The 26,642-nt window shown below is 71.5% G+C and carries 18 protein-coding genes; 17 read left to right on the forward strand and 1 reads right to left on the reverse strand.

Going from position 1 to position 26,642, the window contains the following annotated elements; translation table 11 throughout:
- Window positions 1–68 precede the first annotated feature (68 nt).
- Window positions 69–1,052 carry a hypothetical protein gene (locus tag ACVV2G_RS21265; protein ID WP_453844329.1) on the reverse strand — a complete coding sequence of 328 codons (984 nt, stop codon included), beginning with the start codon at window positions 1,050–1,052 and terminating at the stop codon, window positions 69–71.
- A 137-nt stretch (window positions 1,053–1,189) separates the two neighbouring features.
- On the opposite strand from ACVV2G_RS21265, the gene ACVV2G_RS21270 reads away from it, so the two are divergent.
- The 17 genes from ACVV2G_RS21270 (at window position 1,190) to obgE (ending at window position 26,624) form a co-directional block, all read left to right on the forward strand.
- Window positions 1,190–3,814 (forward strand): valine--tRNA ligase, encoded by a 2,625-nt coding sequence (locus ACVV2G_RS21270; protein ID WP_453844330.1) that lies wholly within the window; start codon window positions 1,190–1,192, stop codon window positions 3,812–3,814.
- Window positions 3,815–4,146: 332 nt separating this feature from the next.
- Complete coding sequence (gene folC / locus ACVV2G_RS21275; RefSeq protein ID WP_453844331.1) at window positions 4,147–5,691, forward strand: bifunctional tetrahydrofolate synthase/dihydrofolate synthase; 1,545 nt, start codon at window positions 4,147–4,149, stop codon at window positions 5,689–5,691.
- A gap of 8 nt (window positions 5,692–5,699) precedes the next feature.
- Window positions 5,700–6,056 (forward strand): DUF4233 domain-containing protein, encoded by a 357-nt coding sequence (locus ACVV2G_RS21280; protein ID WP_453844332.1) that lies wholly within the window; start codon window positions 5,700–5,702, stop codon window positions 6,054–6,056.
- A 227-nt stretch (window positions 6,057–6,283) separates the two neighbouring features.
- Entirely contained in the window at window positions 6,284–6,697 is a 414-nt protein-coding gene (gene ndk, locus ACVV2G_RS21285) for a nucleoside-diphosphate kinase (protein WP_356603389.1), read from the forward strand.
- 318 nt (window positions 6,698–7,015) lie between these two features.
- Entirely contained in the window at window positions 7,016–8,035 is a 1,020-nt protein-coding gene (locus ACVV2G_RS21290) for a rod shape-determining protein (RefSeq protein WP_019325389.1), read from the forward strand.
- A gap of 183 nt (window positions 8,036–8,218) precedes the next feature.
- Window positions 8,219–9,187, forward strand: a complete 969-nt coding sequence (mreC, locus tag ACVV2G_RS21295; RefSeq protein WP_453844333.1) for a rod shape-determining protein MreC — start codon at window positions 8,219–8,221, stop codon at window positions 9,185–9,187.
- A 13-nt stretch (window positions 9,188–9,200) separates the two neighbouring features.
- On the forward strand, window positions 9,201–9,872 hold the full coding sequence (gene mreD, locus ACVV2G_RS21300; protein WP_453844334.1) for a rod shape-determining protein MreD: 672 nt from the start codon (window positions 9,201–9,203) through the stop codon (window positions 9,870–9,872).
- Window positions 9,873–9,979: 107 nt separating this feature from the next.
- Window positions 9,980–12,271: a penicillin-binding protein 2 gene (mrdA, locus tag ACVV2G_RS21305; protein ID WP_453844335.1), complete on the forward strand. Its 2,292-nt coding sequence runs from the start codon at window positions 9,980–9,982 to the stop codon at window positions 12,269–12,271.
- Window positions 12,268–13,467: a rod shape-determining protein RodA gene (gene rodA, locus ACVV2G_RS21310; RefSeq protein WP_453844336.1), complete on the forward strand. Its 1,200-nt coding sequence runs from the start codon at window positions 12,268–12,270 to the stop codon at window positions 13,465–13,467. The genes mrdA and rodA overlap by 4 nt, the downstream gene beginning before the upstream one ends.
- Before the next feature lie 104 nt (window positions 13,468–13,571).
- Window positions 13,572–15,530 (forward strand): TIGR03960 family B12-binding radical SAM protein, encoded by a 1,959-nt coding sequence (locus ACVV2G_RS21315; RefSeq protein WP_453844337.1) that lies wholly within the window; start codon window positions 13,572–13,574, stop codon window positions 15,528–15,530.
- A 444-nt stretch (window positions 15,531–15,974) separates the two neighbouring features.
- The gene (locus ACVV2G_RS21320) at window positions 15,975–17,609 is read left to right on the forward strand and encodes a S1 family peptidase (RefSeq protein ID WP_453844451.1); all 1,635 of its coding nucleotides are present in this window, start codon (window positions 15,975–15,977) and stop codon (window positions 17,607–17,609) included.
- A 233-nt stretch (window positions 17,610–17,842) separates the two neighbouring features.
- Window positions 17,843–18,619: a TIGR03936 family radical SAM-associated protein gene (locus tag ACVV2G_RS21325; RefSeq protein WP_453844338.1), complete on the forward strand. Its 777-nt coding sequence runs from the start codon at window positions 17,843–17,845 to the stop codon at window positions 18,617–18,619.
- Window positions 18,620–18,893: 274 nt separating this feature from the next.
- Entirely contained in the window at window positions 18,894–23,075 is a 4,182-nt protein-coding gene (locus ACVV2G_RS21330) for an Rne/Rng family ribonuclease (RefSeq protein WP_453844339.1), read from the forward strand.
- Between the two features lie 141 nt (window positions 23,076–23,216).
- The gene (locus tag ACVV2G_RS21335; protein WP_453844340.1) at window positions 23,217–24,278 is read left to right on the forward strand and encodes an iron-containing alcohol dehydrogenase family protein; all 1,062 of its coding nucleotides are present in this window, start codon (window positions 23,217–23,219) and stop codon (window positions 24,276–24,278) included.
- A 202-nt stretch (window positions 24,279–24,480) separates the two neighbouring features.
- A complete protein-coding gene (gene rplU / locus ACVV2G_RS21340; protein WP_004931419.1) occupies window positions 24,481–24,801 on the forward strand; it encodes a 50S ribosomal protein L21 in 321 nt (106 codons plus the stop codon).
- 14 nt (window positions 24,802–24,815) lie between these two features.
- Window positions 24,816–25,070, forward strand: coding sequence for a 50S ribosomal protein L27 (gene rpmA / locus ACVV2G_RS21345; RefSeq protein WP_003976205.1), 255 nt, complete (start codon window positions 24,816–24,818; stop codon window positions 25,068–25,070).
- 117 nt (window positions 25,071–25,187) lie between these two features.
- Window positions 25,188–26,624, forward strand: a complete 1,437-nt coding sequence (obgE, locus tag ACVV2G_RS21350) for a GTPase ObgE (RefSeq protein WP_453844341.1) — start codon at window positions 25,188–25,190, stop codon at window positions 26,622–26,624.
- Window positions 26,625–26,642: the final 18 nt, after the last annotated feature.

Here is a 26,642-nt window from a genome sequence, read left to right on the forward strand (position 1 = left end):
CACCGCACGCACGCGGAAGGGGCCCGGTCGGTCGACCGGGCCCCTTCCGCGTTGCCGTGCGTCCACGTCTAGGCCTCGACGCGGACCTCCTTGCGGAGCTTGGCGGTGATCTCGGCGGCGCTCTCCAGGTCGGCCGCCTTGCCGGCCATGGCGTCGGCCAAGTCGATGTTGATGATGACGCCAAGGGTGCTGTGGTCACCCCAGATGCACACCGGCATGCTGATCTCCGACGGTCCGGAGGCTGCGGAGCCCGACGTCGCGCCGGCGTTCTTGATCTTGGTCTCCTGGCACTTCAGGATCGCGTCGTTCAGATCACTCGGCTTGTACTCCTTGGGGCTGCCGACGACCTCGCCCTCGGTCTCCTCGTCCTTGGAGGCGTTCTTCTTCAGCTCGGCGAACATGGCGTCGACGACCTTCTCCGGGTCGTCGATCTCGCCGTACACCCCCATGAAGTTGATCATCTTCATGGAGAGCGGGTTGGTCTCGTCCCCGGCCTCGTAACCCGCGTTGACGTCCTGCGCGTTCTTGACACCGTGCTTCTCGGCCTCTTCGAGGTCGCTCTTGTCGAAGCCGCCGCTGTCCGCGTTGCTGCCCTTCTTGTACTCGCCGCCGAGCACCGTCGCCGGCGTCGTCAGCTTGTGCGGGCCGTCGTCGGCGATGTCCGAGCCGCCGGCGCCGCCGCCCCCGCCGATCACGAAGTACGCCCCCACGCCGATCGCCGCCACGACGGCGACCGCGCCGATGATCAGGCCCGTCTTCTTCTTCCCGCCGCCCGGCGCCGGGGGCTGGGGCATGCCGTAGGGCTGCTGGCCGTACGGAGGCTGCTGCGGCGGGACTCCGCCCTGCGGGGGCTGCTGGGGGTAGCCGTGACCCTGCGGAGGGGGCGCCTGCTGGGGGTAGCCGTAACCCGGCTGCGGAGGAGGCGCCTGCTGGGGGTAGCCGTAGCCGGGCTGGGGGGCCTGCGGCGGCTGCTGGCCGTACGGGCCCGGCTGGCCGTACGGTCCGGGCTGCTGGGGCTGCCCGCCGTACGGGCCCGGCTGGTTGTGACTCATTGCTGGGGTCCCCTCCAGATGTTTACGTGGTGCTGACATCCTGACCCAGGCATGGCGTGCGCAGGTCATCGGGGGCCGGACCGTTACAGAGGAAAGGCGTTTCGGGACAGGGCCGTGACGCCCTTAAACTGACCCCCGTGACCGAGAACTCTCAGCAGCCGCAGCCCGCACCCACCACCGAACTGCCGACCCAGTACGCGCCGGCCGAGGTAGAGGGGAAGCTGTACGAGCGCTGGGTGGAACGGGGCTACTTCGAGGCGGACGCGGACAGCGACAAGCCGCCGTACACCGTCGTCATCCCGCCGCCGAACGTCACGGGCAGCCTGCACCTCGGGCACGCCTTCGAGCACACGCTCATCGACACGCTGACCCGCCGCAAGCGGATGCAGGGGTACGAGACGCTGTGGCAGCCCGGCATGGACCACGCCGGCATCGCCACGCAGAACGTCGTCGAGCGGGAGCTGGCCAAGGAGGGCAAGTCCCGGCACGACCTCGGCCGTGAGGCCTTCGTCGAGCGGGTCTGGCAGTGGAAGGGCGAGTCCGGCGGGCAGATCAGCGGCCAGATGCGGCGGCTGGGAGACGGCGTCGCGTGGTCGCGTGAGCGCTTCACCATGGACGAGGGCCTGTCCCAGGCCGTCCAGACCATCTTCAAGCGGCTCTACGACGACGAGCTGATCTACCGCGCCGAGCGCATCATCAACTGGTGCCCCCGCTGCCTGACCGCGATCTCCGACATCGAGGTCGAGTACCAGGACGACGACGGCGAACTGGTCTCCATGAAGTACGGGGACGGGGACGAGACGATCGTCGTCGCCACCACCCGTGCCGAGACGATGCTCGGTGACACGGCCGTCGCCGTCCACCCCGACGACGAGCGGTACCGGCACCTGATCGGCAAGCTCGTCAAGCTGCCGCTCACCGACCGCTCCATCCCGGTCGTCGCCGACGAGCACGTCGACCCCGAGTTCGGCACCGGCGCCGTCAAGGTGACGCCCGCCCACGACCCGAACGACTTCGAGATCGGCCAGCGCCACGGCCTGCCCGCCATCGCCGTGATGGACGAGCACGCCGTCATCACCGCCCACGGTCCCTTCCAGGGCCAGGACCGGCTGGAGGCGCGGTCCGCCATCGTCGCCGCGCTGCGCGCCGAGGGCCGGATCGTCGCCGAGAAGCGGCCGTACGTCCACAGCGTCGGCCACTGCTCGCGCTGCAAGACCACGATCGAGCCGCGCCTGTCCATGCAATGGTGGGTCAAGGTCGGCCCGCTGGCCCAGGCGGCCGGCGACGCGGTCCGCGACGGCAAGGTCAGGATCCACCCCCAGGAGATGGAGAAGCGGTACTTCGACTGGGTCGACAACCTCCACGACTGGTGCATCTCGCGCCAGCTGTGGTGGGGCCACCGCATCCCGGTCTGGTACGGCCCGGAGGGCGAGGTCGTCTGCGTCGGCCCCGACGAGGAGCCGCCGGCCGGCGAGGGCTGGTACCAGGACTCCGACGTCCTGGACACCTGGTTCTCCTCCGGCCTGTGGCCCTTCTCCACGCTGGGCTGGCCCGAGCAGACCGACTCGCTTGCGAAGTTCTACCCGAACTCCGTCCTGGTCACCGGCTACGACATCCTCTTCTTCTGGGTGGCCCGGATGATGATGTTCGGCCTGTACGCGATGGACGGCACCCCGCCGTTCCACACCATCGCCCTGCACGGCATGGTCCGGGACCAGAACGGCAAGAAGATGTCCAAGTCCTTCGGGAACGTGGTCAACCCGCTGGACTGGATGGACAAGTACGGCTCGGACGCCCTGAGGTTCACCCTCGCGCGCGGCGCCAACCCGGGCGTCGACGTCCCGATCGGCGAGGACTGGGTCCAGGGTTCCCGCAACTTCGCCAACAAGATCTGGAACGCCACCCGCTTCGCGCTGATGAACGGCGCGACGGTGCAGGGCCCGCTGCCGGACGCGTCGAGGATGTCCTCGACCGACCGGTGGATCCTCTCCCGGCTCAACTCGGTGGTCGCCGAGGTCGACGCGTACTACGAGGACTACCAGTTCGCGAAGCTCTCCGACGCGCTGTTCCACTTCGCCTGGGACGAGGTCTTCGACTGGTACGTCGAGCTGTCCAAGACGACCTTCCAGGCGGGCGGTGAGGCCGCCGAGGTCTCCCAGCGGGTCCTGGGCGAGGTCCTCGACGTCACGCTGCGGCTGCTGCACCCGGTCGTCCCCTTCGTCACCGAGACGCTGTGGACGACGCTCACGGGCGGCGAGTCGGTCGTCGTCGCCGACTGGCCGGCCGACTCGGGCTTCCGCGACGCGGACGCCGAGCGGGAGATCGGGACCGTCCAGTCGGTGATCACCGAGGTCCGCCGCTTCCGCGCCGACCAGGGCCTCCAGCCCGGCCAGCGGGTCCCGGCCCGGCTGACACTGGAGGGCACCGCCCTCGCGGCGCACGAGGCGGCCGTCCGGCAGCTGCTGCGGCTCCAGCCCGAGGGTGACTCCTTCACGGCCACGGCGACCCTGCCGGTCGCGGGCGTCGAGGTCGCGCTGGACCTGTCCGGCGTGATCGACTTCGCCGCCGAGCGCAAGCGTCTCGCCAAGGACCTGGCCACCGCCGAGAAGGAGAAGGCGCAGGCCAACGGCAAGCTCGGCAACGAGGCCTTCCTCGCCAAGGCGCCGGACCACGTGGTCGAGAAGATCCGGGTGCGGCTGGCCAAGGCGGACGAGGACATCGCCCGCATCCAGGCCCAGCTGGAGAAGCTGCCGGAGGCGTAGCCCGCCGGTCGCGCGTCGGCGAAGGCCCCCACAGCCTGTTCGGTGATCGGCTCCGGGGGCCTTCGGGGGCCTGGGGGAGGTGCGGACCGGCGGGCCGTCGGGGTGGTCAGAGGTACATGGTCCGGCGGGCCGTCGGGGTGTGCAGGGGCGCACGGCCCAGCGGGTCGCCGGGGTGTCCAAGGGGGGCGCACGGCCCGGCGGTCCTTCGGGGGCCCAGGGAGGTGCGGACCGGCGGGTCCTCGGGGCGCCGCGGGGGTCGTACGGCCCGGTGGACCGGGGCGCCGCCGCGGCCACCCGGTCCGCCCCGGCGGCACGACTGCCCGCGGCCACGCATGTCGGTGGGTCTCCGTAGACTGGGCCCCGTGAGCGACATCCCCGGCGAGAACGACCTGCCCGACCCCGCAGACGCCTTCGACGAGATCATCGACGCGGAGACGACCCGCGACCCCGACCTCGCCGTCATCGAGGCCGGCAGCCGCACGCTGCGCACCCAGGGCGGCCCCCCGGAGGCCGACGTGCCCGCGCGCCCCGCGGACCCCGAGGTGGACAAGGCCCTGCGCGAGGTGGAGGCGGAGCTCGCGACCCGCTGGGGCGAGACCAAGCTGGAGCCGTCCGTCGCCCGGATCGCCGCGCTGATGGACGTACTGGGGGAGCCGCAGCGGTCGTACCCGTCCCTCCACATCACCGGCACCAACGGCAAGACCACCACCGCCCGCATGATCGAGGCCCTGCTCGGTGCCTTCGAGCTGCGCACCGGGCGGTACACCTCGCCGCACGTGCAGTCGATCACCGAGCGCATCAGCCTGGACGGGGCGCCGATCCCCGCCGAGCGGTTCATCGAGACGTACGAGGACATCAAGCCGTACGTCGAGATGGTCGACGGCGGGCAGGAGTACCGGCTGTCCTTCTTCGAGGTGCTGACCGGCATGGCGTACGCCGCCTTCGCCGACGCGCCCGTCGACGTGGCCGTCGTCGAGGTCGGGATGGGCGGCTCCTGGGACGCCACCAACGTCATCGACGGGGACGTCGCCGTCGTCACCCCCATCGACCTGGACCACACCGACCGGCTCGGCGATACGCCCGGCGCGATCGCCGGCGAGAAGGCCGGCATCGTCAAGCAGGACGCCACCGTGATCATGGCCCAGCAGCCGGTGGACGCGGCGCAGGTCCTGCTGAAGAAGGCCGTGGACGTCAACGCCACCGTGGCGCGCGAGGGGCTGGAGTTCGGGGTGGTCGCCCGGCAGGTCGCCGTCGGCGGACAGCTGGTGACCCTGCGCGGGCTCGGCGGCGAGTACGCCGAGGTGTACCTGCCGCTGCACGGTGCCCATCAGGCGCACAACGCGGCCGTCGCCCTCGCCGCCGTCGAGGCGTTCTTCGGCGTCGGCTCCCAGCGGCCCGAGCCGCTCGACATCGACACCGTGCGCAAGGCCTTCGCCGCCGTCGCCTCACCGGGGCGGATGGAGGTCGTCCGGCGCTCGCCGACCGTGGTGCTGGACGCCGCGCACAACCCCGCCGGGGCCCGCGTCACCGCCGAGGCGGTCGGGGAGGCCTTCCAGTTCAGCCGGCTCATCGGCGTGGTCGGCGCCAGCGCCGACAAGAACGTGCGGGGGCTCCTGGAGGCCTTCGAGCCGGTCTTCGCCGAGGTCGTCGTCACCCAGAACGCCAGCCACCGGGCGATGGACGCGGACGAGCTGGCCGGTATCGCCGTCGAGGTGTTCGGCGAGGACCGCGTCCAGGTCGAGCCGCGGCTGCCGGACGCCCTGGAGGCCGCGATCACGCTGGCCGAGGAGGAGGGCGAGTTCGCAGGCGGCGGGGTGCTCGTCACCGGTTCCGTCATCACCGTCGGCGAGGCCCGACTGCTCCTTGGGAAGGGCTGAGGATTTCCGTGCGTACGCTCTGTGCTTCGACCTTGATCGGCGAGTTCTTCGTCATCGGCTTCGCCGGGCTGGTCGCCATGAAGGACCCGGACCTGTCCGTCGCGACGGTGTGGACGGTCAGCGGCATCGCGATGCTCCTGTGCGTGGCGCTGTGCGGCGTGATCACCCGGCCCGGCGGGGTCGCCCTCGGCTGGGCCCTGCAGATCGCCCTGATCGCCTCCGGCTTCGTCGTGTCGTCCATGTTCTTCCTGGGCGCGATCTTCGCGGCCCTGTGGTGGGCCTCGGTGCACTACGGCCGGAAGATCGACGAGGCGAAGGCGAGATTCGCCGCCCAGGCCGAGTCCTCCGCACCCGACGCCGCCTGAACCCGCGCACCCGACGCCGCCCGAGCCTCCCCGCCTGAGCCCGCGCGGCCGATGCCGCCTGAACCCGCGCACCCGACGCCGCCCGGGTCCGCGCGCCCCGACGCCGCCCGAGCCTCCCCGTCCGGTGCCGTCCGGCCGTCGTCTGACGCTGCGTGACCGGCGCCGCGACACGCCCGGTAATCTCAGTCATCACCCCGCACCACCGAACACCTCCAAGGGAGCCCGTCGTGACCCAGCGCAGCCTCGTCCTCCTCAAGCCCGACGCCGTCCGTCGCGGCCTGACCGGCGAGATCATCAGCCGTATCGAGCGCAAGGCCGGCTGGCAGATCACCGCGCTGGAACTGCGCACCCTGGACGCCGAGACGCTGGAGCAGCACTACGGCGAGCACAAGGGCAAGCCGTTCTACGAGCCGCTGGTCGAGTTCATGGCGTCCGGCCCGGTCGTCGCCCTGGTCGTCGAGGGCGAGCGGGTCATCGAGGGCGTGCGCGCGCTGGCCGGCCCGACCGACCCGATCGCCGCCGCCCCCGGTTCCATCCGCGGGGACTTCGGCGTGATCGTGCGGGAGAACCTGATCCACGCCTCCGACTCCGAGGAGTCCGCCGAGCGCGAGCTGAAGATCTTCTTCCCGGGCCGGGTCTGAGCCTCCCTCCGGACACGCCGGACCCACTTTTTTCTGACGCCGCGTCAGCCGAATGACCCACGTCGCACCGGGGCGGTCGCGTAAAAGCGACCGCCCTGTGGCATATGCGCGCCTGATCGGGGGAACGGATGCCCCCGTTGGCCCGTCTCCACAAGCGAGGCGAGGCGCCATCTGCTGACAATGGCGAAGACCCTCGCGCAGTGTTCGCGAAAGCGCGTCTACCATGGAAGCCTCCACGCGTCACTGCACCCACTTCGCCTACCTGAAAAGCCCTCAAAAGCTCCCGGGAAGGCCAGTCGAATCCTGATGGGGAACTCAATGTCGTTCATCGGCCGTGACATGGCTGTCGACCTCGGGACCGCCAACACGCTGGTGTACGTCAGGGGTCGCGGGATCGTACTCAACGAGCCGTCCGTCGTCGCGATCAACACCAACACCGGTGGCATCCTCGCGGTCGGCGCCGAAGCGAAGAAGATGATCGGGCGCACGCCCGGCAACATCGTTGCCGTGCGCCCGCTGAAGGACGGCGTCATCGCCGACTTCGAGATCACCGAGCGGATGCTCCGCTACTTCATCCTGAAGATCCACAAGCGGCGGTATCTGGCTCGTCCGCGGGTCGTCGTCTGTGTGCCCTCGGGCATCACCGGCGTCGAGCGCCGCGCCGTCATCGAGGCGTCGTCCCAGGCCGGCGCCCGGCAGGTGCACATCATCGAGGAGCCCATGGCCGCGGCCATCGGCTCCGGCCTGCCGGTCCACGAGGCCACGGGCAACATGGTGGTCGACATCGGCGGCGGCACCACGGAGGTCGCGGTCATCTCGCTCGGCGGCATCGTCACCGCCCAGTCCATCCGCGTCGCGGGTGACGAGCTGGACAACGCCATCATCCAGCACGTCAAGAAGGAGTACAGCCTTCTCCTGGGTGAGCGCACGGCCGAGCAGATCAAGATCACGATCGGTTCGGCGTACGACCTCGACGCTGACGAGCACACCGAAATCCGCGGCCGGGACCTCGTCTCCGGACTGCCCAAGACCGTCGTCATCTCCGCCGCCGAAGTGCGCAAGGCGATCGAGGAGCCGGTCAACGCGATCGTCGACGCCGTCAAGACCACCCTCGACAAGTGCCCGCCGGAGCTGTCCGGCGACATCATGGACCGGGGCATCGTCCTGACCGGCGGCGGCGCACTGCTGCGCGGGCTCGACGAGCGGCTGCGCCGGGAGACCGGAATGCCGATCCACATCGCCGAGGACCCCCTCGACAGCGTGGCGCTCGGCTCCGGCAAGTGCGTCGAGGAGTTCGAGGCGCTCCAGCAGGTGCTGGACGCCCAGCCCCGCAGATGACGTAACACTTCGGTTCCGCCGTACGAGACGATCTCCTCTCGTACGGCGGATCGTTGATATAGAGGCTTCAGTGCCGTGAGGGCCGCAAGTACCACGCTCGTCACCTCACGTACTCAATCTCCTGAATTCCTGAACACCGCCACGTAATTCCCGAATTCGACGAGGAAGGCACGGCCGCCGCACGTGAGGGACACGAAAGAGAGCCGGCTGCTCCTGGTGCTGCTGATCGCCATCGCGTTCGCACTGATCACGGTGGACATCCGCGGCGGGGAGGACTCACCGGTCGACGGTGCCCGGCAGGCCGCGGCGGGCGTCTTCGGTCCGATCGAGAACGGGGTGGCGTCCGCGGTCGACCCGGTCGGCAACGCGATCTCCGCGGTCCGCGACTCCGGCGACCGGCACGACCGGCTCACCGCCCTCGAGACGCAGAACGCGGCCCTGAAGGCGAAGCTCGGCAGCGACGAGCGCGGCCGCAGCCGCCTGAAGCAGTTCGACAAGATGCTCGGGCTCGCCGGCGCCGGCCAGTACGGCATCAAGGGCGCCCAGGTCATCGCCATAGGAGCGGCCCAGGGCTTCTCCTGGACCATCACCATCGACGTCGGCGCCAACGACGGGGTCGAGCGCGACATGACCGTCCTCAACGGTGACGGCCTCGTCGGACGCGTGACCACCGTCGGACCCGACAGCGCCACCGTGCTCCTCGCCAACGACCCCGACTTCACCGTCGGCACCCGGATGGAGGCCGGCGACGAACTCGGCTTCGCCTCCGGCCAGGGCGGCCGCCCGCTGCGCGTCGAACTCCTCAACGGCAAGGCCGACGTCAAGAAGGGCGACCGGCTGGTGACCTTCGGCTCCCAGGCCGACAAGCCCTTCGTGCCGGGCGTCCCCGTCGGCGTCGTCTCCCGGGTCGACCCCTCCGGCGGCGACCTGACCCGCATCCTCGACGTCACACCGTTCGTCGGTTTCAGCAAGCTCGACATCGTGGGCGTCGTCGTCCAGGCCCCGCAGAAGGACCCGCGCGACACCGTGCTCCCGGACAAGCCGAAGCCCGAGCCCGCGCCGACCGTCACGGTGACCGTGACCCCGTCCGCCGGGGCCGACGGCCAGTCGCCCAACGAGCAGACCGAGCCGAACGAGCAGACCGAGCAGTAGGAGTTCTCACCCCATGCGTGTCAACCGGATCCTGCTGTCCGCCTCCCTGGTCGTCGTCGCCCTGGTGCTCCAGGTCAGCGTCCTCGCCCGCCTCCACCTGCCCGGCGCCGTCCCCGACCTGCTGCTCCTCACCGTCCTCGGCCTCGCCCTGGTCTACGGCCACGTCGGCGGCGCCCTCGTAGGCTTCGGCGCCGGACTGCTCGCCGACCTCGCCCCGCCCGCCGACCACGCCGCCGGCCGCTACGCCCTGGTGCTCTGCGTCATCGGCTACCTCGCCGGCCTCGCCAAGCCGGAGAACGGCCGGCTCAGGTCGGCCACCGGGGCCATGGCCGTCGTGGTCGTCGCCGCCGTCGGCACCACCCTGCTCTACGCGGGCGTCGGCGCCCTCGTCGGCGACACCGCCGCCCGCCACGTCGGCCTGCCCGGCCTGCTGTTCACGGCCGCCCTCTACGACCTGCTGCTCGCGCCCTTCGTCGTCCCCGCCGTCATGGCCCTCGCCAGGCGCGCCGAGAACGACCCGCTGGCCGAGACCAACTCCGCCGACCAGAAGCCCGACATCTCCTCCGGCTGGCTCTCCGGAGGCACCGGGCTGCGCATCGGCGGCCAGCGCAACGGACTGCGGGTGAAGGCGGCGCGGGCCCGGATGGCCCGGGCCGGACGCATCAAGGGGGTCAAGCGGCTGTGAACACGCGGCAGCACACATCCAGCACGCACGCACCGAGGGGGAGGCGGCAGCAGTGACCAACGCCCACCCGTCGCCCACCGCCCCCCTCAACGGAACGGGCCGCGCCCATGACTAACATCCCCGAGACCGGCCGCAGCACCCGCGTGCAGATCCGGCTCGTCGTCATCCAGGTCCTCGTCCTCTCCCTCCTCGGCACCCTCGGCGGCCGGCTCTGGTACCTCCAGATCCGGCAGGGCGACGAGTACGCCGAGGAGGCCTCCGGCAACCACGTCCAGCAGGTCGTCCAGCCCGCGCCCCGCGGCTCCATCCTGGACGCGCGCGGCGTGGCGCTCGCCGACAACGAGACCCGGCTCGTCGTCTCCGCCTCCCGCACCGACCTGCTGAAGATGAAGGACGACGGCGAGGCCGTCCTCACCAAACTCGCCGGCGTCCTCGGCATGCAGCCCAAGGACGTCATGGACAAGGTCCGGCTGTGCGACGCCGAGACCCCCCAGCCCTGCTGGAACGGCTCGCCCTACCAGCCGATCCCCGTCACCGACGAGGCCACCCCCAAGCAGGCCCTCCAGATCCGCGAGCGCGCCGAGGACTTCCCCGGCATCACCGCCGAACCCATGGCCGTACGCCGCTACGCGAGCCCCGGGAAGGCCAACACCGGACAGGTCCTCGGCTACCTCTCCCCGGTCACCGACGAGGAGATCGAGAAGGCCAAGGACACCGACTCGCCCTTCCTGCGCTCCGACCAGGTCGGCCGCTCCGGCCTGGAACGCCAGTACGACAAGGCGCTGCGCGGCAAGGCCGGCGTCACCCGCTACGAGGTCGACAACCTCGGCCGCGTCATCGGCGAGGCCGAGTCCGACCCCGGCATCCCCGGCTCCAACCTCGTCACCAGCCTCGACGCCCGCGTCCAGCGGGTCGCCGAGTACGAGCTGAACGAGGCGATGAAGGCCGCCCGCAAGGAGATGGACCGCAACACCAACCGGCTCTACGAGGCCGACGCCGGCGCCGTCGTGGTGATGGAGGCCAAGACCGGCCGCGTCGTCGCCATGGCCTCCAACCCGACGTACGACCCGAACGCCTGGGTCGGCGGCATCACCGCCAAGGACTACAAGAAGCTCACCGGCAAGGACTCCAACTACCCGCTGCTCAACCGGGCGATCCAGGGCCAGGCGGCCCCCGGCTCGATCTTCAAGGTGATCTCCTCGTCCGCGGCGGTGGAGGCCGGCTACGACTTCGACGGCGGCTACGACTGCTCCAGCTCCTACTCCGTCGGCGGCCAGGTCTTCAAGAACTTCGAGTCCGCCAGCTACGGCTCGATCAGCCTCGGCCGCGCCCTGGAACTCTCCTGCGACACCGTCTACTACCGCCTGGCGCACCAGGAGTGGAAGAAGGACGGCGGCATGCAGCCGGAGAAGCCCAACGACTACTTCTACAAGGCCGCCCACGAGTTCGGCCTCGGCGAGGAGACCGGTATCGACCTGCCCAACGAGGTCACCGGCCGCGTCCCCGACCGCCAGTGGAAGCAGGACTACTGGGAGGCCAACAAGGACGCCTGGTGCAAGACGGGCAAGAAGGACGGCTCCTACGTCGAGAAGCTCGCGTACGAAGGCTGCCTCGAGGGCAACAAGATGCGCGCCGGTGACGCGATCAACTACTCCATCGGCCAGGGCGACACCCTCGTCACCCCCATCCAGATGGCCACCATCTACGGCGCCATCGCCAACGGCGGCACCCTCTACGACCCGACCATCGGCAAGGCGATCGTCAGCCCCGACGGCAAGAAGGTCGAAGAGATCGAGCCCGAGGCGCACGGCAAGCTGCCCATAAGCAAGACCACCCTGGCCAAGATGGACGACGCCCTGGCCGGCGTCGCCACCCGCGGTACCGCCGCCTGGCGGTTCGAGGGCTGGCCGCAGGACGAGATCCCGATGCACGCCAAGACCGGTACCGCCGAGGTGCACGGCAAGCAGACCACCTCGTGGTTCGCCACGTACACCGACGACTACACGATCGTCATGACGATCTCCCAGGGCGGTACGGGCTCCGGAGCCTCGGGCCCCGCCGTCCGCAACATCTACGACGCGCTGTACGGCGTCTCGGACGAGGGGGAGATCGACAAGAAGAAGGCACTGCTGCCCCAGCCACAGGTGAAGCTGCCGACGATCAAGGCGGACGGGACCATCCCCGCGCCGAAGATGTCCAAGGACGCCGTCAAGGACCTGCAGCCGGAGGAGAAGGCCTCCCCCGAGGACGAGTACGCCCCCGTCGGCGAACAGCAGCAGGGAGCGACACCGCCGGCGCAGAACGGCGACGGCCGCGCCACGCGCCGCCACCGGCGACGCGGCGGCGGGGGCCGGCGCGGCAGGACGGGCACGAGCGGAAGCCGGAGGACGCGCGCATGACCGGGGCCAACAGCTTCCAGGTCTCCGGCTACGGACCCGAGAAGGCCGGCTGGACCCGGCTCTTCGCCCGGGACTCGATGACCCGGCGTCTCGACTGGCCGATACTGCTGGCCGCCGTGGCCCTGTCCCTGATGGGCTCCCTGCTCGTCTACTCCGCCACCCGCAACCGCACCGAACTCAACCAGGGCGACCCCTACTACTTCCTGACCCGGCACCTGCTGAACACCGGCATCGGGCTCGCCCTGATGATCGGCGTGGTCTGGGTCGGCCACCGCGCCCTGCGCACCGCCGTGCCGCTCCTGTACGGCGCGTCCGTCTTCCTGATCCTGCTGGTCCTCACCCCGCTCGGCTCCACCATCAACGGAGCCCACTCCTGGATCAAGCTCCCCGGCGGCTTCTCCCTGCAGCCCTCGGAGTTCGTGAAGATCACGATCATCCTGGGCATGGCGATGCTGCTGGCCGCACGCGTCGACGCGGGGGACCGTCCCCACCCGGACCACCGGACCGTGCTCCAGGCGCTCGGGCTGGCCACCGTGCCGATGCTGATCGTGATGCTCATGCCGGACCTCGGATCGGTCATGGTCATGGTCATCATCGTGCTGGGCGTGCTGCTCGCCTCCGGAGCCAGCAACCGGTGGGTGTTCGGACTGCTCGGCGCCGGGACCGCCGGCGCCCTCGCGGTCTGGCAGCTCGGCATCCTGGACGACTACCAGATCGCCCGCTTCGCCGCCTTCGCCAACCCGGAACTCGACCCCGCGGGCGTCGGCTACAACACCAACCAGGCACGCATCGCCATCGGCTCCGGCGGCCTGACCGGCTCCGGGCTCTTCCACGGCTCGCAGACCACCGGCCAGTTCGTACCGGAACAGCAGACCGACTTCGTCTTCACGGTCGCCGGCGAGGAACTGGGCTTCCTCGGCGCCGGCCTCATCGTCGTCCTGCTCGGCGTGGTGCTCTGGCGCGCCTGCCGGATCGCCCGCGAGACCACCGACCTGTACGGGACGGTCGTCGCCGCCGGGATCGTCGCCTGGTTCGCCTTCCAGACCTTCGAGAACATCGGCATGACGCTCGGCATCATGCCGGTCACCGGCCTGCCCCTGCCCTTCGTGTCCTACGGCGGCTCCTCCATGTTCGCCGTGTGGGCAGCGGTGGGGCTGCTCCAGTCGATCACCGTGCAGAGACCGATGTCCGCCTAGCGGGCGGGCACGGGGCGAGCGGTACGGGGGCGAGCGGTACGGGGGCCGTCCACGCCGGGTTAGGCTGGATGGTCCCCCTTGTCAGCACACGAAGGTTCCGTGAGATGCCTGCCGAAGCCGCCGAGTCTGTGTCTTCTGTGTTTCCACAGCTCGAAGCTCTGCTCCCGCATGTGCAGAAGCCGATCCAGTACGTCGGCGGAGAGCTCAACTCCACGGTCAAGGACTGGGAATCCTGCGACGTCCGCTGGGCCCTGATGTACCCCGACGCCTACGAGGTCGGTCTGCCCAACCAGGGCGTCATGATCCTCTACGAGGTCCTCAACGAGCAGCAGGGCGTCCTCGCCGAGCGCACCTACAGCGTGTGGCCGGACCTGGAGGCGCTGATGCGGGAGCACTCCGTCCCGCAGTTCACCGTCGACGGCCACCGTCCGGTGAAGGCCTTCGACGTCTTCGGCCTCTCCTTCTCCACGGAGCTGGGCTACACCAACATGCTGGCCGCCCTGGACCTGGCCGGCATCCCGCTGGAGGCCAAGGACCGCGGCATCGACGACCCCGTCGTCCTGGCCGGCGGGCACGCGGCCTTCAACCCCGAGCCGATCGCGGACTTCATCGACTGCGCGGTCATCGGCGACGGCGAGCAGGCCGTCCTGGAGATCACCGCGATCATCCGCGCCTGGAAGGCGGAGGGCCGCCCCGGCGGCCGCGAGGAACTCCTCCTGCGCCTGGCGAAGACCGGCGGGGTCTACGTCCCCGGCTTCTACGACGTCGAGTACCTCCCCGACGGCCGTATCGCCCGCGTCGTCCCCAACCGCTCGGGCGTCCCGTGGCGGGTCTCCAAGCACACCGTCATGGACCTCGACGAGTGGCCCTACCCCAAGCAGCCCCTCGTCCCGCTGGCCGAGACGGTCCACGAGCGCATGTCGGTGGAGATCTTCCGCGGCTGCACCCGCGGCTGCCGCTTCTGCCAGGCCGGCATGATCACCCGCCCGGTGCGCGAGCGCTCGATCACCGGCATCGGCGACATGGTCGAGAAGGGCCTCAAGGCCACCGGCTTCGAGGAGGTCGGCCTCCTCTCCCTCTCCTCCGCGGACCACTCGGAGATCGGCGACGTCGCCAAGGGCCTCGCGGACCGGTACGAGGAGGACAAGATCGGCCTGTCCCTCCCCTCCACTCGCGTGGACGCCTTCAACATCGACCTGGCCAACGAGCTGACCCGCAACGGGCGCCGCTCCGGCCTCACCTTCGCCCCCGAGGGCGGCTCCGAGCGCATCCGCAAGGTCATCAACAAGATGGTCTCGGAGGAGGACCTGATCCGCACCGTCGCGACGGCGTACGGCAACGGCTGGCGCCAGGTGAAGCTGTACTTCATGTGCGGGCTGCCGACCGAGACCGACGACGACGTCCTCCAGATCGCCGACATGGCCACCCGCGTGATCCAGAAGGGCCGCGAGGTCTCCGGCTCCAACGACATCCGCTGCACCGTCTCGATCGGCGGCTTCGTCCCCAAGCCCCACACCCCCTTCCAGTGGGCCCCGCAGCTCTCCTCCGAGGAGACCGACGCCCGGCTGCAGAAGCTGCGCGACAAGATCCGCGGCGACAAGAAGTACGGCCGCTCCATCGGCTTCCGCTACCACGACGGCAAGCCCGGCATCATCGAGGGCCTCCTCTCCCGCGGCGACCGCCGCACCGGCGCGGTCATCCGCGCGGTCTACGACGACGGCGGCCGCTTCGACGGCTGGCGCGAGCACTTCTCCTACGACCGCTGGATGGCCTGCGCCGACAAGGCCCTGAAGCCCTTCGGCATCGACGCCGACTGGTACACCACCCGCGAGCGCGGCTACGAGGAGGTCCTGCCCTGGGACCACCTCGACTCCGGTCTCGACAAGGAGTGGCTCTGGGAGGACTGGCAGGACGCCCTCGACGAGACCGAGGTCGACGACTGCCGCTGGACACCGTGCTTCGACTGCGGGGTATGCCCCGCCATGGACACGTCAATTCAGATCGGCCCGACCGGTAAGAAGCTGCTGCCGCTGACCGTCAAGAACGCCGCTCCGACCAGCTGAGACGGGGGAGCGGAGGGGCGGCTGAGTCGCTGCGGCGCCTGCTGAGGTTGCCTGGACGCCGCAGGGGATGAGGTGCGGCGGGGTGCTCGGCCCGCCCGGGTCGGTGAGGACACGGTCGGCGACCCGATACGCGCCTCTGTGGCGCATGTCACGTTCGGGGTGCGGCGTACGGTCAGTTTGCCTGGGATGGGCTGGTGGACGAGATCATGTACATGATCTTGAATGTCCGGGGTTGCGGTGTCGCGTGCGTGTCTTCCGGCAACTGGGGGCCGCCGGCGAGCCGCATCCTTCGGTCCAGTTTCTCCCGAACCGATCCCTAGGACGGCGATGAAGGCACGCGGTACCCGCTCGAACACAGCACATCCGAAGAGATCCAGATGGCGCGCCTCCAGAGCCGCCGCGGTCAGGACCGCTGCCCTGCTCGGTGCGGCGCCGTTGCTGCTCGTGACCGCCTCGCCGGGCCACGCGGTGGTCGGGGAGCCCGCCGAAGGCACCGCCTACGGCTTCACCGCCCGGCTGCTCGTCGGCGACTACGAGCGAGGTTGCTCCGGTGCGTTGATATCACCCGAGTGGGTGCTCACGGCGGCCAGTTGCTTCGTCGAGGACCCGGTCGCCGACCTGACGGTCCCGGCCGGCGCACCCAGGCTCAAGACCGTCGTGACCGTGGGGAGCGACCAGACCCGGACCGTGGTCGAACTGCGCCCGCACGACGAGCGCGATCTCACCCTGGCCCGCCTCGCCCAGCCCGTGCGTGGCGTCACCCCGGTGGCCCTCGCCGCCACGGCGCCCGCCGCCGGGCAGGAACTCACCGTGGCCGGCCACGGCCGTACGGCCGGGGAATGGGCGCCGCTCGACCAGCACACCGGGACGTTCGCCGTCGACGCCGTCACCGGCGGCGACCTCGCCCTCAGCGGGAAGGACGGCGCCTCGGTCTGCCGGGGCGACGCCGGAGGTCCGGCCGTCCGTACCGTCGACGGTGAGCCGGCGCTCGTCGCGATCAGCAGCCGCTCCAACCAGGCGGGCTGCTTCGGCAACGACGCCCCGGCGGGCACCGCCAGCAGCGCGATCAGCACCCGTGTCGACGACGTCCGGGACTGGATCACGGCCAATGCCCGCCCCACTCCCGGCTCCGACTTCGACGGTGACGGCCGCAGCGACATCGGCGTGTTCTATGACAACGGCGCTCTCCAGAGCGGTGGGTTCCGTTCCGCGCTCTGGTCGTTCGCCGGTTCGGGGTCCGGAATCACCGAGCCGCAGCGGAAATGGGACAGCGCGGACTTCAGCAGCTGGAACGCGAAGCTCTCGAAAACGTTCTCCGGCGACTTCAACGGTGACGGCCGCAGCGATGTCGGTGTGCTGTACGACTACGGCGCGCGGGAGGACGGCGGCGGGAACCGCACGGGCCTGTGGACGTTCACGAGTACGGGGTCCGGTTTCGGTGAGCCGGTCAAGGTGTGGGACAGCGCGGACGGTGGCAGCTGGTCCTGGAGCCGTTCCGAGGTGGTCGCGGGTGACTTCGACGGTGACGGTCGCGACGACGTCGGTGTGCTGTACGACTACGGCGCGCTGGACGGCGGCGGGAACCGCACGGGCCTGTGGACGCTGACGAGTACGGGGTCCGGTTTCGGCAAGCCGGTCAGGGTCTGGGACAGCGCGGACGGTGGCAGCTGGTCCTGGAGCCGTTCCGAGGTGGTCGCGGGTGACTTCGACGGTGACGGTCGCGACGATGTCGGTGTGCTGTACGACTACGGCGCGCTGGACGGCGGCGGGAACCGCACGGGCCTGTGGACGTTCACGAGTGCGGGGTCCGGTTTCGGCAAGCCGGTCAGGGTCTGGGACAGCGCGGACGGTGGCAGCTGGACCTGGAGCCGTTCCAAGGTGGTCGCCGGTGACTACAACGGTGACGGTCGCGACGATGTCGGTGTGCTGTACGACTACGGCGCGCTGGACGGCGGAGGGAACCGCACGGGCCTGTGGACGCTGACGAGTACGGGGTCCGGCTTCGGTAAGCCGGTCAGGGTCTGGGACAGCGCGGACAGCGGTATCAGCTGGAGCTGGGCGCGGAGCGACATCGCCTGACCGGCGCGCGCTCGCACGAACCGCCACGACGTTCGGACGCCGACAGGTGGGGAACGTCGTGGCGGTTCGCGTACCGGTGGGAACTCGTGGTGGCCGAAGCGCGTACTCTAGAAAAGAGGACAGGGCGCAATGGCCCCGCCGAGGCGAGGACGGTGCCCCGTCCCGACCGCCGTACACGAGGAGAAGTTCCCCTGGGCAAGCGACAGCCCGAAGGCCCGCCGCCCGTACCCGCGGTGCAGCGCATCCGACTGCGTTACACCAAGCGCGGCCGCCTTCGGTTCACCAGCCACCGTGACTTCCAGCGCGCCTTCGAGCGTGCGCTGCGCCGCGCCGAGGTGCCCATGGCGTACTCGGCGGGGTTCACGCCGCATCCGAAGGTGTCGTACGCCAATGCCGCACCCACCGGCACGGGCAGCGAGGCGGAGTATCTGGAGATCGCGCTCACCGAAGCGCGCGACCCGGAGCAGCTCAGGCTGCTCCTCGACGAGTCGCTGCCCACCGGGCTCGACATCGTCGAGGCGGTCGAGGCCCGGACCTCCGGGCTCGCCGACCGGCTGACGGCCTCCGTGTGGGAGCTGCGGCTGGACGGTGTGGAGGCCGCGGACGCCGACCGTGCCGTGGCGGCCTTCAACGCGGCCGAGGCCGTGGAGGTCCAGCGCAGGACGAAGAACGGCGTCCGTACCTTCGACGCCCGCTCCGCCGTCGCGCATCTGGAGAGCGACACCACGCACGGTACGCCGGCTGATAGGCCGACCGACCAGCCCTGTGCGATACTGCGGCTGGTTGTTCGGCACGTGACGCCTGCCGTACGACCCGACGACGTCCTGTCCGGTCTTCGCGCCGTGGCCGACCTGGCGCCGCCGGTCCCCGCAGCGGTGACCAGGCTGGCGCAGGGGCTGTTCGATGAAGAGACCGGTGCGGTGACCGACCCGCTCGCGCCCGACCGCGAGGCAGAAGCGCCCGAGCCGCAACCGGCCGCCGCTTCCGCCGCCGCGAAGGCGCCGGCGTAAGGAAGGTTCCGCGTAGGGACGGACGTCGTAGCGCCGCCCCCGGACTCGGGAGCCACCTGGGCCGGGCAGCGCACCGACCACAAGACTTTCGCCAGGCCGTGCACGACAAGGGGTACGGAACCGGCGAGACAAGACACGGAGAGCTTCCGAGCGGCGCCCGAGCCCCGGACGGCGGCGACCGCGCACCGCGCGAGCCGCGGACGTCACCGGCGGTCGACCAGATCGATGCCGGACCAGGCGCGGCGCCCGGGAGCCTGACGGGAGAAACCCCCGCATGCTCGAACCGACCGAACCCACAGAGTCCTCGACCCCCTCGACGGACTCCGAAGCGAACACCCCCAGCGACACCCTGCCGCCGCGTCGCCGGCGCAGGGCCGTTTCCCGCCCGGCAGGACCGCCGTCCGGTGCCGAGGCACCGGCGGAGACCGTCGCGTCCGCCGCGGTGACCGCCCCGGCCGACGAGGCGGAGGAGACCGAAGAGGCGGAGGAGACCGAAGAAGCGGTGGCCGTGGAGCCCGTTTCCGCGGGTCGGCCGCGGCGCCGCGCCGTGCGTCGCGCCTCCGCGCCCGCCGGCGCGCCGACATCGGCGGGCGCGGAGGCGGAAACCGTCGTGCCGGCGTCCTCCGCGGCCGAGGCCCCCGCGCAGCCCGAGCCCGCCGTCGCGTCCGAGCCGGTCGTCGAGGAGGCGGCTCCGCGCCGCAGCCGTCGTCGTGCCATGCGCAGCGTGACCTCGCCCAGTGAGCCGGCCGGTGTGGAGGAGACCACCGCTCCGGTGGCGGACGCCGCGGCGGCCGAGGTGCAGACCGAGGCTGCCGTGCCCGCCGAGGCCGAGGACGCCGCTCCGCGCCGTAGCCGTCGCCGTGCCACGCGCAGTGTGACCTCGCCCAGTGAGCCGGCCGGTGTGGAGGAGACCACCGCTCCGGTGGCGGACGCCGCGGCGGCCGAGGTGCAGACCGAGGCTCCCGTGCCCGCCGAGGCCGAGGACGCCGCTCCCCGTCGTGGCCGCCGTCGTGCCACGCGGCGGGCGACCGCGCCGACCGGCGCGCCCGCCGACGCCGACGCCGAGGTGAGCGGGTCGAGCGAGTCCGCCCCGGTCCCCGCGACCGCGCCGGCCGCGCAGGCGGCCCCCGAGGCGGAGGCCGCGGCGCCCGCCGAGCCCGTCGAGTCCGTCGAGGACGCCGCTCCGCGCCGTGCGCGCCGCCGGTCCGCCCGCAAGGCCGCCTCCGGTTTCGCCGCGCCCGCGCAGACCGCCGCGGAGTCCGACGAGGGCGACGCTCCCAAGCGTCCGTCGCGTCCCGCCGTGGCCGTGTTCCAGGCGCCCGTCTTCGCCGAGCCCAGGTTCCAGACGCCCGAGCGGGCCGCGGCCGAGGCCGCCGCCGAGGCGGCCGGGGCCGTACCGGAGCCGGCACCCGAGGAGGCCGAGGAGTTCCCGGAGGAGCAGTCCGCCGGGCCACGTCGCCGCCGCAAGCGCCGGGGCGCCGCCGAGGAGGTCGCCGAGGAGCGGGCCACCGCCGCCGTCACGCGGGAGGAGCCGGAGGCCGAGACCGACGTCGAGACCGACGCCGACGAGTCGGGCGAGGACCACGACGACGCCGAGGGCTCCGAGGAGTCCGGCTCGCGCCGTCGCAGGCGCCGGGGCGGCCGTCGCCGTCGCCGGGGCGACTCCGCCGAGGGTGACCTGGGCGAGTCCGCCGACGGCGACGGTGAGCACACCGGCGCCGAGCAGGCCGTTCATGACGCCGAGGACACCGCGGAGCAGGCCGAGGAGGACGCCGAGGACGGCGAGGACGCCTCCGGCGAGAGCGGCGGTTCCAGCAGCAGCCGTCGGCGCCGTCGTCGGCGCCGCCGCGCCGGGGACGCCTCCGGCGAGGGCGAGGCGACGACCGACGACCCCGAGCGCACGGTCGTCAAGGTCCGCGAGCCCCGGGCCGCGCGGGAGAAGAGCGCCGAGCCGTCCGACGAGGTCCAGTCCATCAAGGGCTCGACGCGTCTGGAGGCCAAGAAGCAGCGCCGCCGGGAAGGCCGCGAGCAGGGCCGCCGACGCGTGCCGATCATCACCGAGGCCGAGTTCCTGGCCCGCCGCGAGGCCGTCGAGCGCGTCATGGTCGTCCGCCAGCACGGCGAGCGCACCCAGATCGGCGTCCTGGAGGACGGCGTGCTCGTCGAGCACTACGTCAACAAGGAGCAGGCCACCTCGTACGTCGGCAACGTCTACCTCGGCAAGGTGCAGAACGTGCTGCCGTCGATGGAGGCCGCCTTCATCGACATCGGCAAGGGCCGCAACGCCGTCCTGTACGCCGGCGAGGTCAACTTCGAGGCGCTCGGCATGTCCGGCGGCCCGCGCCGCATCGAGTCCGCCCTCAAGTCCGGCCAGTCGGTCCTCGTGCAGGTCACCAAGGACCCGATCGGCCACAAGGGTGCCCGCCTGACCAGCCAGGTCTCGCTGCCCGGCCGCTACCTGGTCTACGTGCCCGAGGGCTCGATGACCGGCATCAGCCGCAAGCTGCCCGACACCGAGCGGTCCCGCCTGAAGACCATCCTCAAGAAGATCGTCCCCGAGGACGCGGGCGTCATCGTGCGCACCGCCGCCGAGGGAGCGAGCGAGGACGAGCTGCGCCGCGACGTCGAGCGGCTCCAGGGGCAGTGGGAGGAGATCCGGAAGAAGGCCAAGAGCGGCGGCAGCTCGAACGCGCCCACGCTGCTCTACGGCGAGCCGGACATGACCGTCCGGGTCGTGCGCGACATCTTCAACGAGGACTTCACCAAGGTCGTCGTCAGCGGTGACGACGCCTGGCAGACCATCCACGGCTACGTCTCCCACGTCGCGCCGGACCTCGCCGGCCGGCTGTCCAAGTGGACCAGCGAGGTCGACGTCTTCGCCACGTACCGGATCGACGAGCAGCTCGCCAAGGCGCTGGACCGCAAGGTCTGGCTGCCCAGCGGCGGTTCGCTGGTGATCGACCGGACCGAGGCGATGGTCGTCATCGACGTCAACACCGGCAAGTTCACCGGTCAGGGCGGCAACCTCGAGGAGACGGTCACCAGGAACAACCTGGAGGCGGCCGAGGAGATCGTGCGCCAGCTCCGGCTGCGCGACCTCGGCGGCATCATCGTCATCGACTTCATCGACATGGTGCTGGAGTCCAACCGGGACCTGGTGCTGCGGCGCCTGCTGGAGTGCCTGGGACGGGACCGTACGAAGCACCAGGTCGCCGAGGTGACCTCGCTGGGCCTGGTGCAGATGACCCGCAAGCGGGTCGGTCAGGGCCTGCTGGAGTCGTTCTCGGAGACCTGCGTGCACTGCAACGGCCGCGGCGTCATCGTCCACCTGGACCAGCCGGCCTCGGCTGCCGGCGGGGGCGGCGGAAGCAAGCGCCGCAAGCGGGCGCGGGCCGGGGCCGACCAGCCGCACGAGCACGAGCACGTGGCCGGCGTCGAGACCGGTCCGACGGCGGAGCAGGAGGCGGACACCGAGACCGAGTCCGAGGTCGCCGCCGAGGTGGCCGAGCCGGTCGCGCTCCCCGCGCCCGAGTTCGTCCCGGACGAGGAGCTGTACAGCAGCGCCGCCGAGGCCGAGGCCGCCGCCACGCGCGGTCGCGGCCGGCGTCGCGCGAGCCGGCGGGCGTCGGCCCCGGCGGGCGCCCCGAAGGCGGCCAAGGGCGAGGCCCGGCGCGCCGAGGCGCCGACGGCGCAGGACGTCACGGTTCAGGAGGAGGTCGAGCGTCCGGTCGTCCAGGAGCCGGCCGCGGAGATCCTGGCCGAGCCCGCCGCCGTCGAGGACGCGGTCTCCGGTGCTCCGGCCCCGGCTGCCGAGCAGTCCCCGGCCGCCGCCGAGGCGCCGGCTCCCGAGGAGGCCGCGCCCAAGGGCCGTACCCGGCGCCGGGCCACCCGGAAGGTGTCCGCGCCGGCCGGGTCGCCCGCGGGCGCCGAGGCCGCCGTCGTGACGGTCGCCGAGGCCGTGCCGGCGGAGGAGGCACCGCAGCCGGAGCCGGCGGCGGAGGCACCGGTGGCCGCCGGGGCGGACGCGTCCGCCCCGCCCGCCGAGAGCGCCGCCCCGGCCCGTCCGCGGCGCCGGGCCGTGCGCAAGCCCGCCACCCCGACCGCGTCCGAGGAGACGGCCGTCGTGGTCGTCCCGTCGGGCCCGGCGGAGGAGCCGGCCGAGCAGGCGCCGGAGACCTCCGCCCCGGAGACCGCCGAGGCGGAGGCCGCCGACGAGGCCGCTCCCGCCAAGAAGGCGGCGGCCCGCAAGACGGCCAAGAAGGCGACGGCGAAGAAGGCCGCCACCAAGAAGACCGCGGCCAAGAAGACGACGACGGCCAAGAAGGCCACGGCCAAGAAGGCGGCCAAGACGACGACCGCCAAGAAGGCCACGGCCAAGAAGGCGGCGACGAAGAAGACCGCGGCGGCGGCCCAGCAGACGCCGTCCTCGGTCACGGCCGCCACCGACGAGGGCTGATCGGGCACCTGGCGCCGTACATGTGGTCCTGTCCGGACGGAATCCGTTCGGGCGGGACCACACGTTTTCCCGGGCGTCCGCGGGCGCATCATCACCGCACAGCCGTGCCGTCGGCCCGCCCACGCGAGGAGAGGCGATCACGTGCCGGTACTGACGAGGCTCATCCCCTCGCCGCTCGTCGTGGACATCCGGCCGGGCGCCCTCGACGACCTGGCGGGTGTCCTCGCGGACCAGCGGATCTCCCAGTCCGGGAAGCTGGCCGTCGCGATCAGCGGCGGCTCGGGGGCGCGCCTGCGCCGGAGACTGGCCCCGTCCCTGCCCGGTGCCGACTGGTTCGAGGTCGGCGGCGGCACCCTCGACGACGCCGTGCGGCTGGCGGACGGGATGAAGTCGGGCCGCTACGACGCGGTCGTCGGTCTGGGCGGCGGCAAGGTCATCGACTGCGCCAAGTTCGCCGCGGCCCGCGTCGGGCTGCCCATGGTCGCGGTGGCCACCAACCTCTCCCACGACGGCATCTGCTCGCCGGTGTCGATCCTGGACAACGACGCGGGCCGTGGTTCGTACGGTGTGCCGACGCCCATCGCGCTCGTCGTCGACCTGGCGGTGATCCGCGAGGCACCGGTCCGTTTCGTGCGCTCCGGGATCGGTGACGCCGTTTCCAACATCTCCGCGGTCGCCGACTGGGAACTGGCCCACCGGGTCAACGGCGAGAAGGTCGACGGCCTCGCCGCGGCGCTGGCCCGGCAGGCGGGCGAGGCCGTGCTGCGCCACCCCGGCGGCTGCGGTGACGACGGCTTCCTGACCGTGCTGACCGAGGGCCTGGTGCTGTCCGGCCTGGCCATGTCGATCGCCGGGCACACCCGCCCCTCCTCCGGCGCCTGCCACGAGATCAGCCACGCGCTCGACCTGCTGTATCCCCGGCGGGCGGCCAGTCACGGCGAGCAGGTGGGCATCGGCGCGGCCTTCGCGACGTACCTGCGGGGCGACCACGAGGGCTCCCTGCTGATGGCTGACACGCTGCGGCGGCACGGGCTGCCGGTGGTGGCCGCCGAGATCGGGTTCGGCGACGACGAGTTCGTACGGGCGGTGCGGTTCGCTCCGCAGACCCGGCCGGGCCGGTACACCGTCCTGGAGCATCTCGGTCTGTCGCCGGAGAGGACCGGGGAGGCGTACGCCGGGTACGTCGCGGCGGTCGCCGGCTGAGGCGCGGGGCCCGGTTTGACCCCTGTCGAGCGGCCCCGTAATCTTGAGCGTCGGCGTGTCGACTGGCGCGTCACATCCCCGTAAACCTTCATCCCTTCCGGATGCGGGCCCCGTCGGGCCCCGACCGGGAGAGGCCGTCCGCGTGTGTCACCGGGTGGCTGGACTGCGGGGGTGCCGTTCCCGAGCAGAGAGTGAGATCCGCGTGTACGCCATCGTGCGCAGCGGTGGTCGCCAGCACAAGGTTGCTGTCGGCGACATCGTTGAGGTTGACAAGATTTCCACCGCCAAGGTCGGCGACACGGTCGAGCTCTCGACCCTGCTCGTCGTCGACGGCGACGCTGTGACCAGCGACCCGTGGGTGCTGGCCGGCATCAAGGTCCAGGCCGAGGTCGTGGACCACCACAAGGGCCAGAAGATCGACATTCTGCGCTACAAGAACAAGACCGGCTACCGCCGTCGTCAGGGCCACCGCCAGCAGTACACGGCGATCAAGGTCACTGAGATCCCCGCGGCTGCGAAGTAAGGGACTGAGGAGACATGGCACACAAGAAGGGCGCATCGTCCACCCGGAACGGTCGCGACTCGAACGCCCAGCGGCTCGGTGTGAAGCGCTTCGGCGGTCAGGCCGTCAACGCGGGTGAGATCCTGGTCCGCCAGCGCGGCACCCACTTCCACCCGGGCGCGGGCGTCGGCCGTGGCGGCGACGACACGCTGTTCGCCCTGCAGGCCGGTGCGGTGCAGTTCGGCACCCACCGTGGCCGCAAGGTCGTGAACATCGTTCCGGTCGCCTGATCGGAAACTTTCGCGAGGCGGACCTCACTTCCCCCAGGGGAAGCGGGTCCGCCTTTCGCGTGTTACCCAAGAGACAAATCCGCAGTGAGCAGTAACCGTCAACTGGAGGCACATCCCATGACCACCTTCGTGGACCGCGTCGAGCTGCACGTCGCCGCGGGTAACGGAGGCCACGGCTGTGCCTCCGTCCACCGTGAGAAGTTCAAGCCGCTCGGCGGCCCGGACGGCGGCAACGGCGGCCGTGGCGGCGACGTGATCCTCACCGTCGACCAGTCGGTGACCACGCTCCTCGAATACCACCACTCCCCGCACCGCAAGGCCACCAACGGCAAGCCCGGCGAGGGCGGCAACCGCTCCGGCAAGGACGGCCAGGACCTGGTCCTCGCCGTGCCCGACGGGACCGTCGTCCTCGACAAGGAGGGCACCGTGCTGGCCGACATGGTCGGGCACGGCACCTCCTACGTCGCCGCCCAGGGCGGCCGGGGCGGCCTCGGCAACGCGGCGCTGGCCTCCGCGCGCCGCAAGGCACCCGGCTTCGCGCTGCTGGGCGAGCCCGGCGACGTCCAGGACATCCAGCTGGAGCTGAAGACCGTCGCCGACGTGGCGCTGGTCGGCTACCCGAGCGCCGGCAAGTCCTCGCTGATCTCCGTGCTGAGCGCGGCGAAGCCGAAGATCGCCGACTACCCCTTCACGACGCTCGTGCCGAACCTGGGCGTGGTGACGGCCGGCGAGACCGTCTACACCGTCGCCGACGTCCCCGGCCTGATCCCCGGCGCCAGCCAGGGCAAGGGCCTCGGCCTGGAGTTCCTGCGGCACGTCGAGCGGTGCAGCGTCCTGGTGCACGTCCTGGACACGGCGACGCTGGAGTCCGACCGCGACCCGCTCTCCGACCTGGACGTCATCGAGGCCGAGCTGAGCGAGTACGGCGGCCTGGACAACCGGCCCCGCATCGTCGTCCTCAACAAGATCGACGTGCCCGACGGCAAGGACCTCGCCGAGATGGTCCGCCCGGACCTGGAGGCACGCGGCTACCGCGTCTTCGCGGTGTCGGCGGTGGCGCACACGGGGCTCAAGGAGCTGTCCTTCGCGCTGGCCGAGCTGGTGGCCGGGGCGCGCGCGGCCCGGCCCGAGGAGGAGGCCACGCGGATCGTCATCCGGCCCAGGGCCGTGGACGAAGCGGGCTTCACCGTCACCCGCGAGGAGGACGGCCTGTTCCGGGTGCGCGGTGAGAAGCCCGAGCGCTGGGTGCGCCAGACCGACTTCAACAACGACGAGGCGGTCGGCTACCTCGCCGACCGGCTCAACCGCCTCGGTGTCGAGGAGCAGCTGATGAAGGCCGGGGCCCGGGGCGGCGACGGCGTGGCCATCGGCCCCGAGGACAACGCGGTCGTCTTCGACTGGGAGCCGTCGGTGACGGCCGGAGCCGAGATGCTCGGCCGCCGCGGCGAGGACCACCGCTTCGAGGCACCCCGCCCGGCCGCCCAGCGCCGCCGCGACCGCGACGCCGAACGGGACGAGGTGGAGCGGGAGTTCGACGGTTTCGAGCCGTTCTAGGCCCGGTACCCGAGCCCC

The organism is Streptomyces sp. JK94 (assembly GCF_053613315.1).

Bases quoted from the DNA above. Each gene is read 5' to 3' on its own strand.
- ACVV2G_RS21290 (WP_019325389.1), top strand. From the start codon at position 7,016: ATGTCGTTCATCGGCCGTGACATGGCTGTCGACCTCGGGACCGCCAAC.
- ACVV2G_RS21330 (WP_453844339.1), top strand. From the start codon at position 18,894: ATGCTCGAACCGACCGAACCCACAGAGTCCTCGACCCCCTCGACGGAC.
- mreD (WP_453844334.1), top strand. From the start codon at position 9,201: ATGCGTGTCAACCGGATCCTGCTGTCCGCCTCCCTGGTCGTCGTCGCC.
- ACVV2G_RS21315 (WP_453844337.1), top strand. From the start codon at position 13,572: ATGCCTGCCGAAGCCGCCGAGTCTGTGTCTTCTGTGTTTCCACAGCTC.
- rodA (WP_453844336.1), top strand. From the start codon at position 12,268: ATGACCGGGGCCAACAGCTTCCAGGTCTCCGGCTACGGACCCGAGAAG.
- rpmA (WP_003976205.1), top strand. From the start codon at position 24,816: ATGGCACACAAGAAGGGCGCATCGTCCACCCGGAACGGTCGCGACTCG.
- obgE (WP_453844341.1), top strand. From the start codon at position 25,188: ATGACCACCTTCGTGGACCGCGTCGAGCTGCACGTCGCCGCGGGTAAC.
- mrdA (WP_453844335.1), top strand. From the start codon at position 9,980: ATGACTAACATCCCCGAGACCGGCCGCAGCACCCGCGTGCAGATCCGG.
- ACVV2G_RS21265 (WP_453844329.1), bottom strand. From the start codon at position 1,052: ATGAGTCACAACCAGCCGGGCCCGTACGGCGGGCAGCCCCAGCAGCCC.
- folC (WP_453844331.1), top strand. From the start codon at position 4,147: ATGTCGGTGGGTCTCCGTAGACTGGGCCCCGTGAGCGACATCCCCGGC.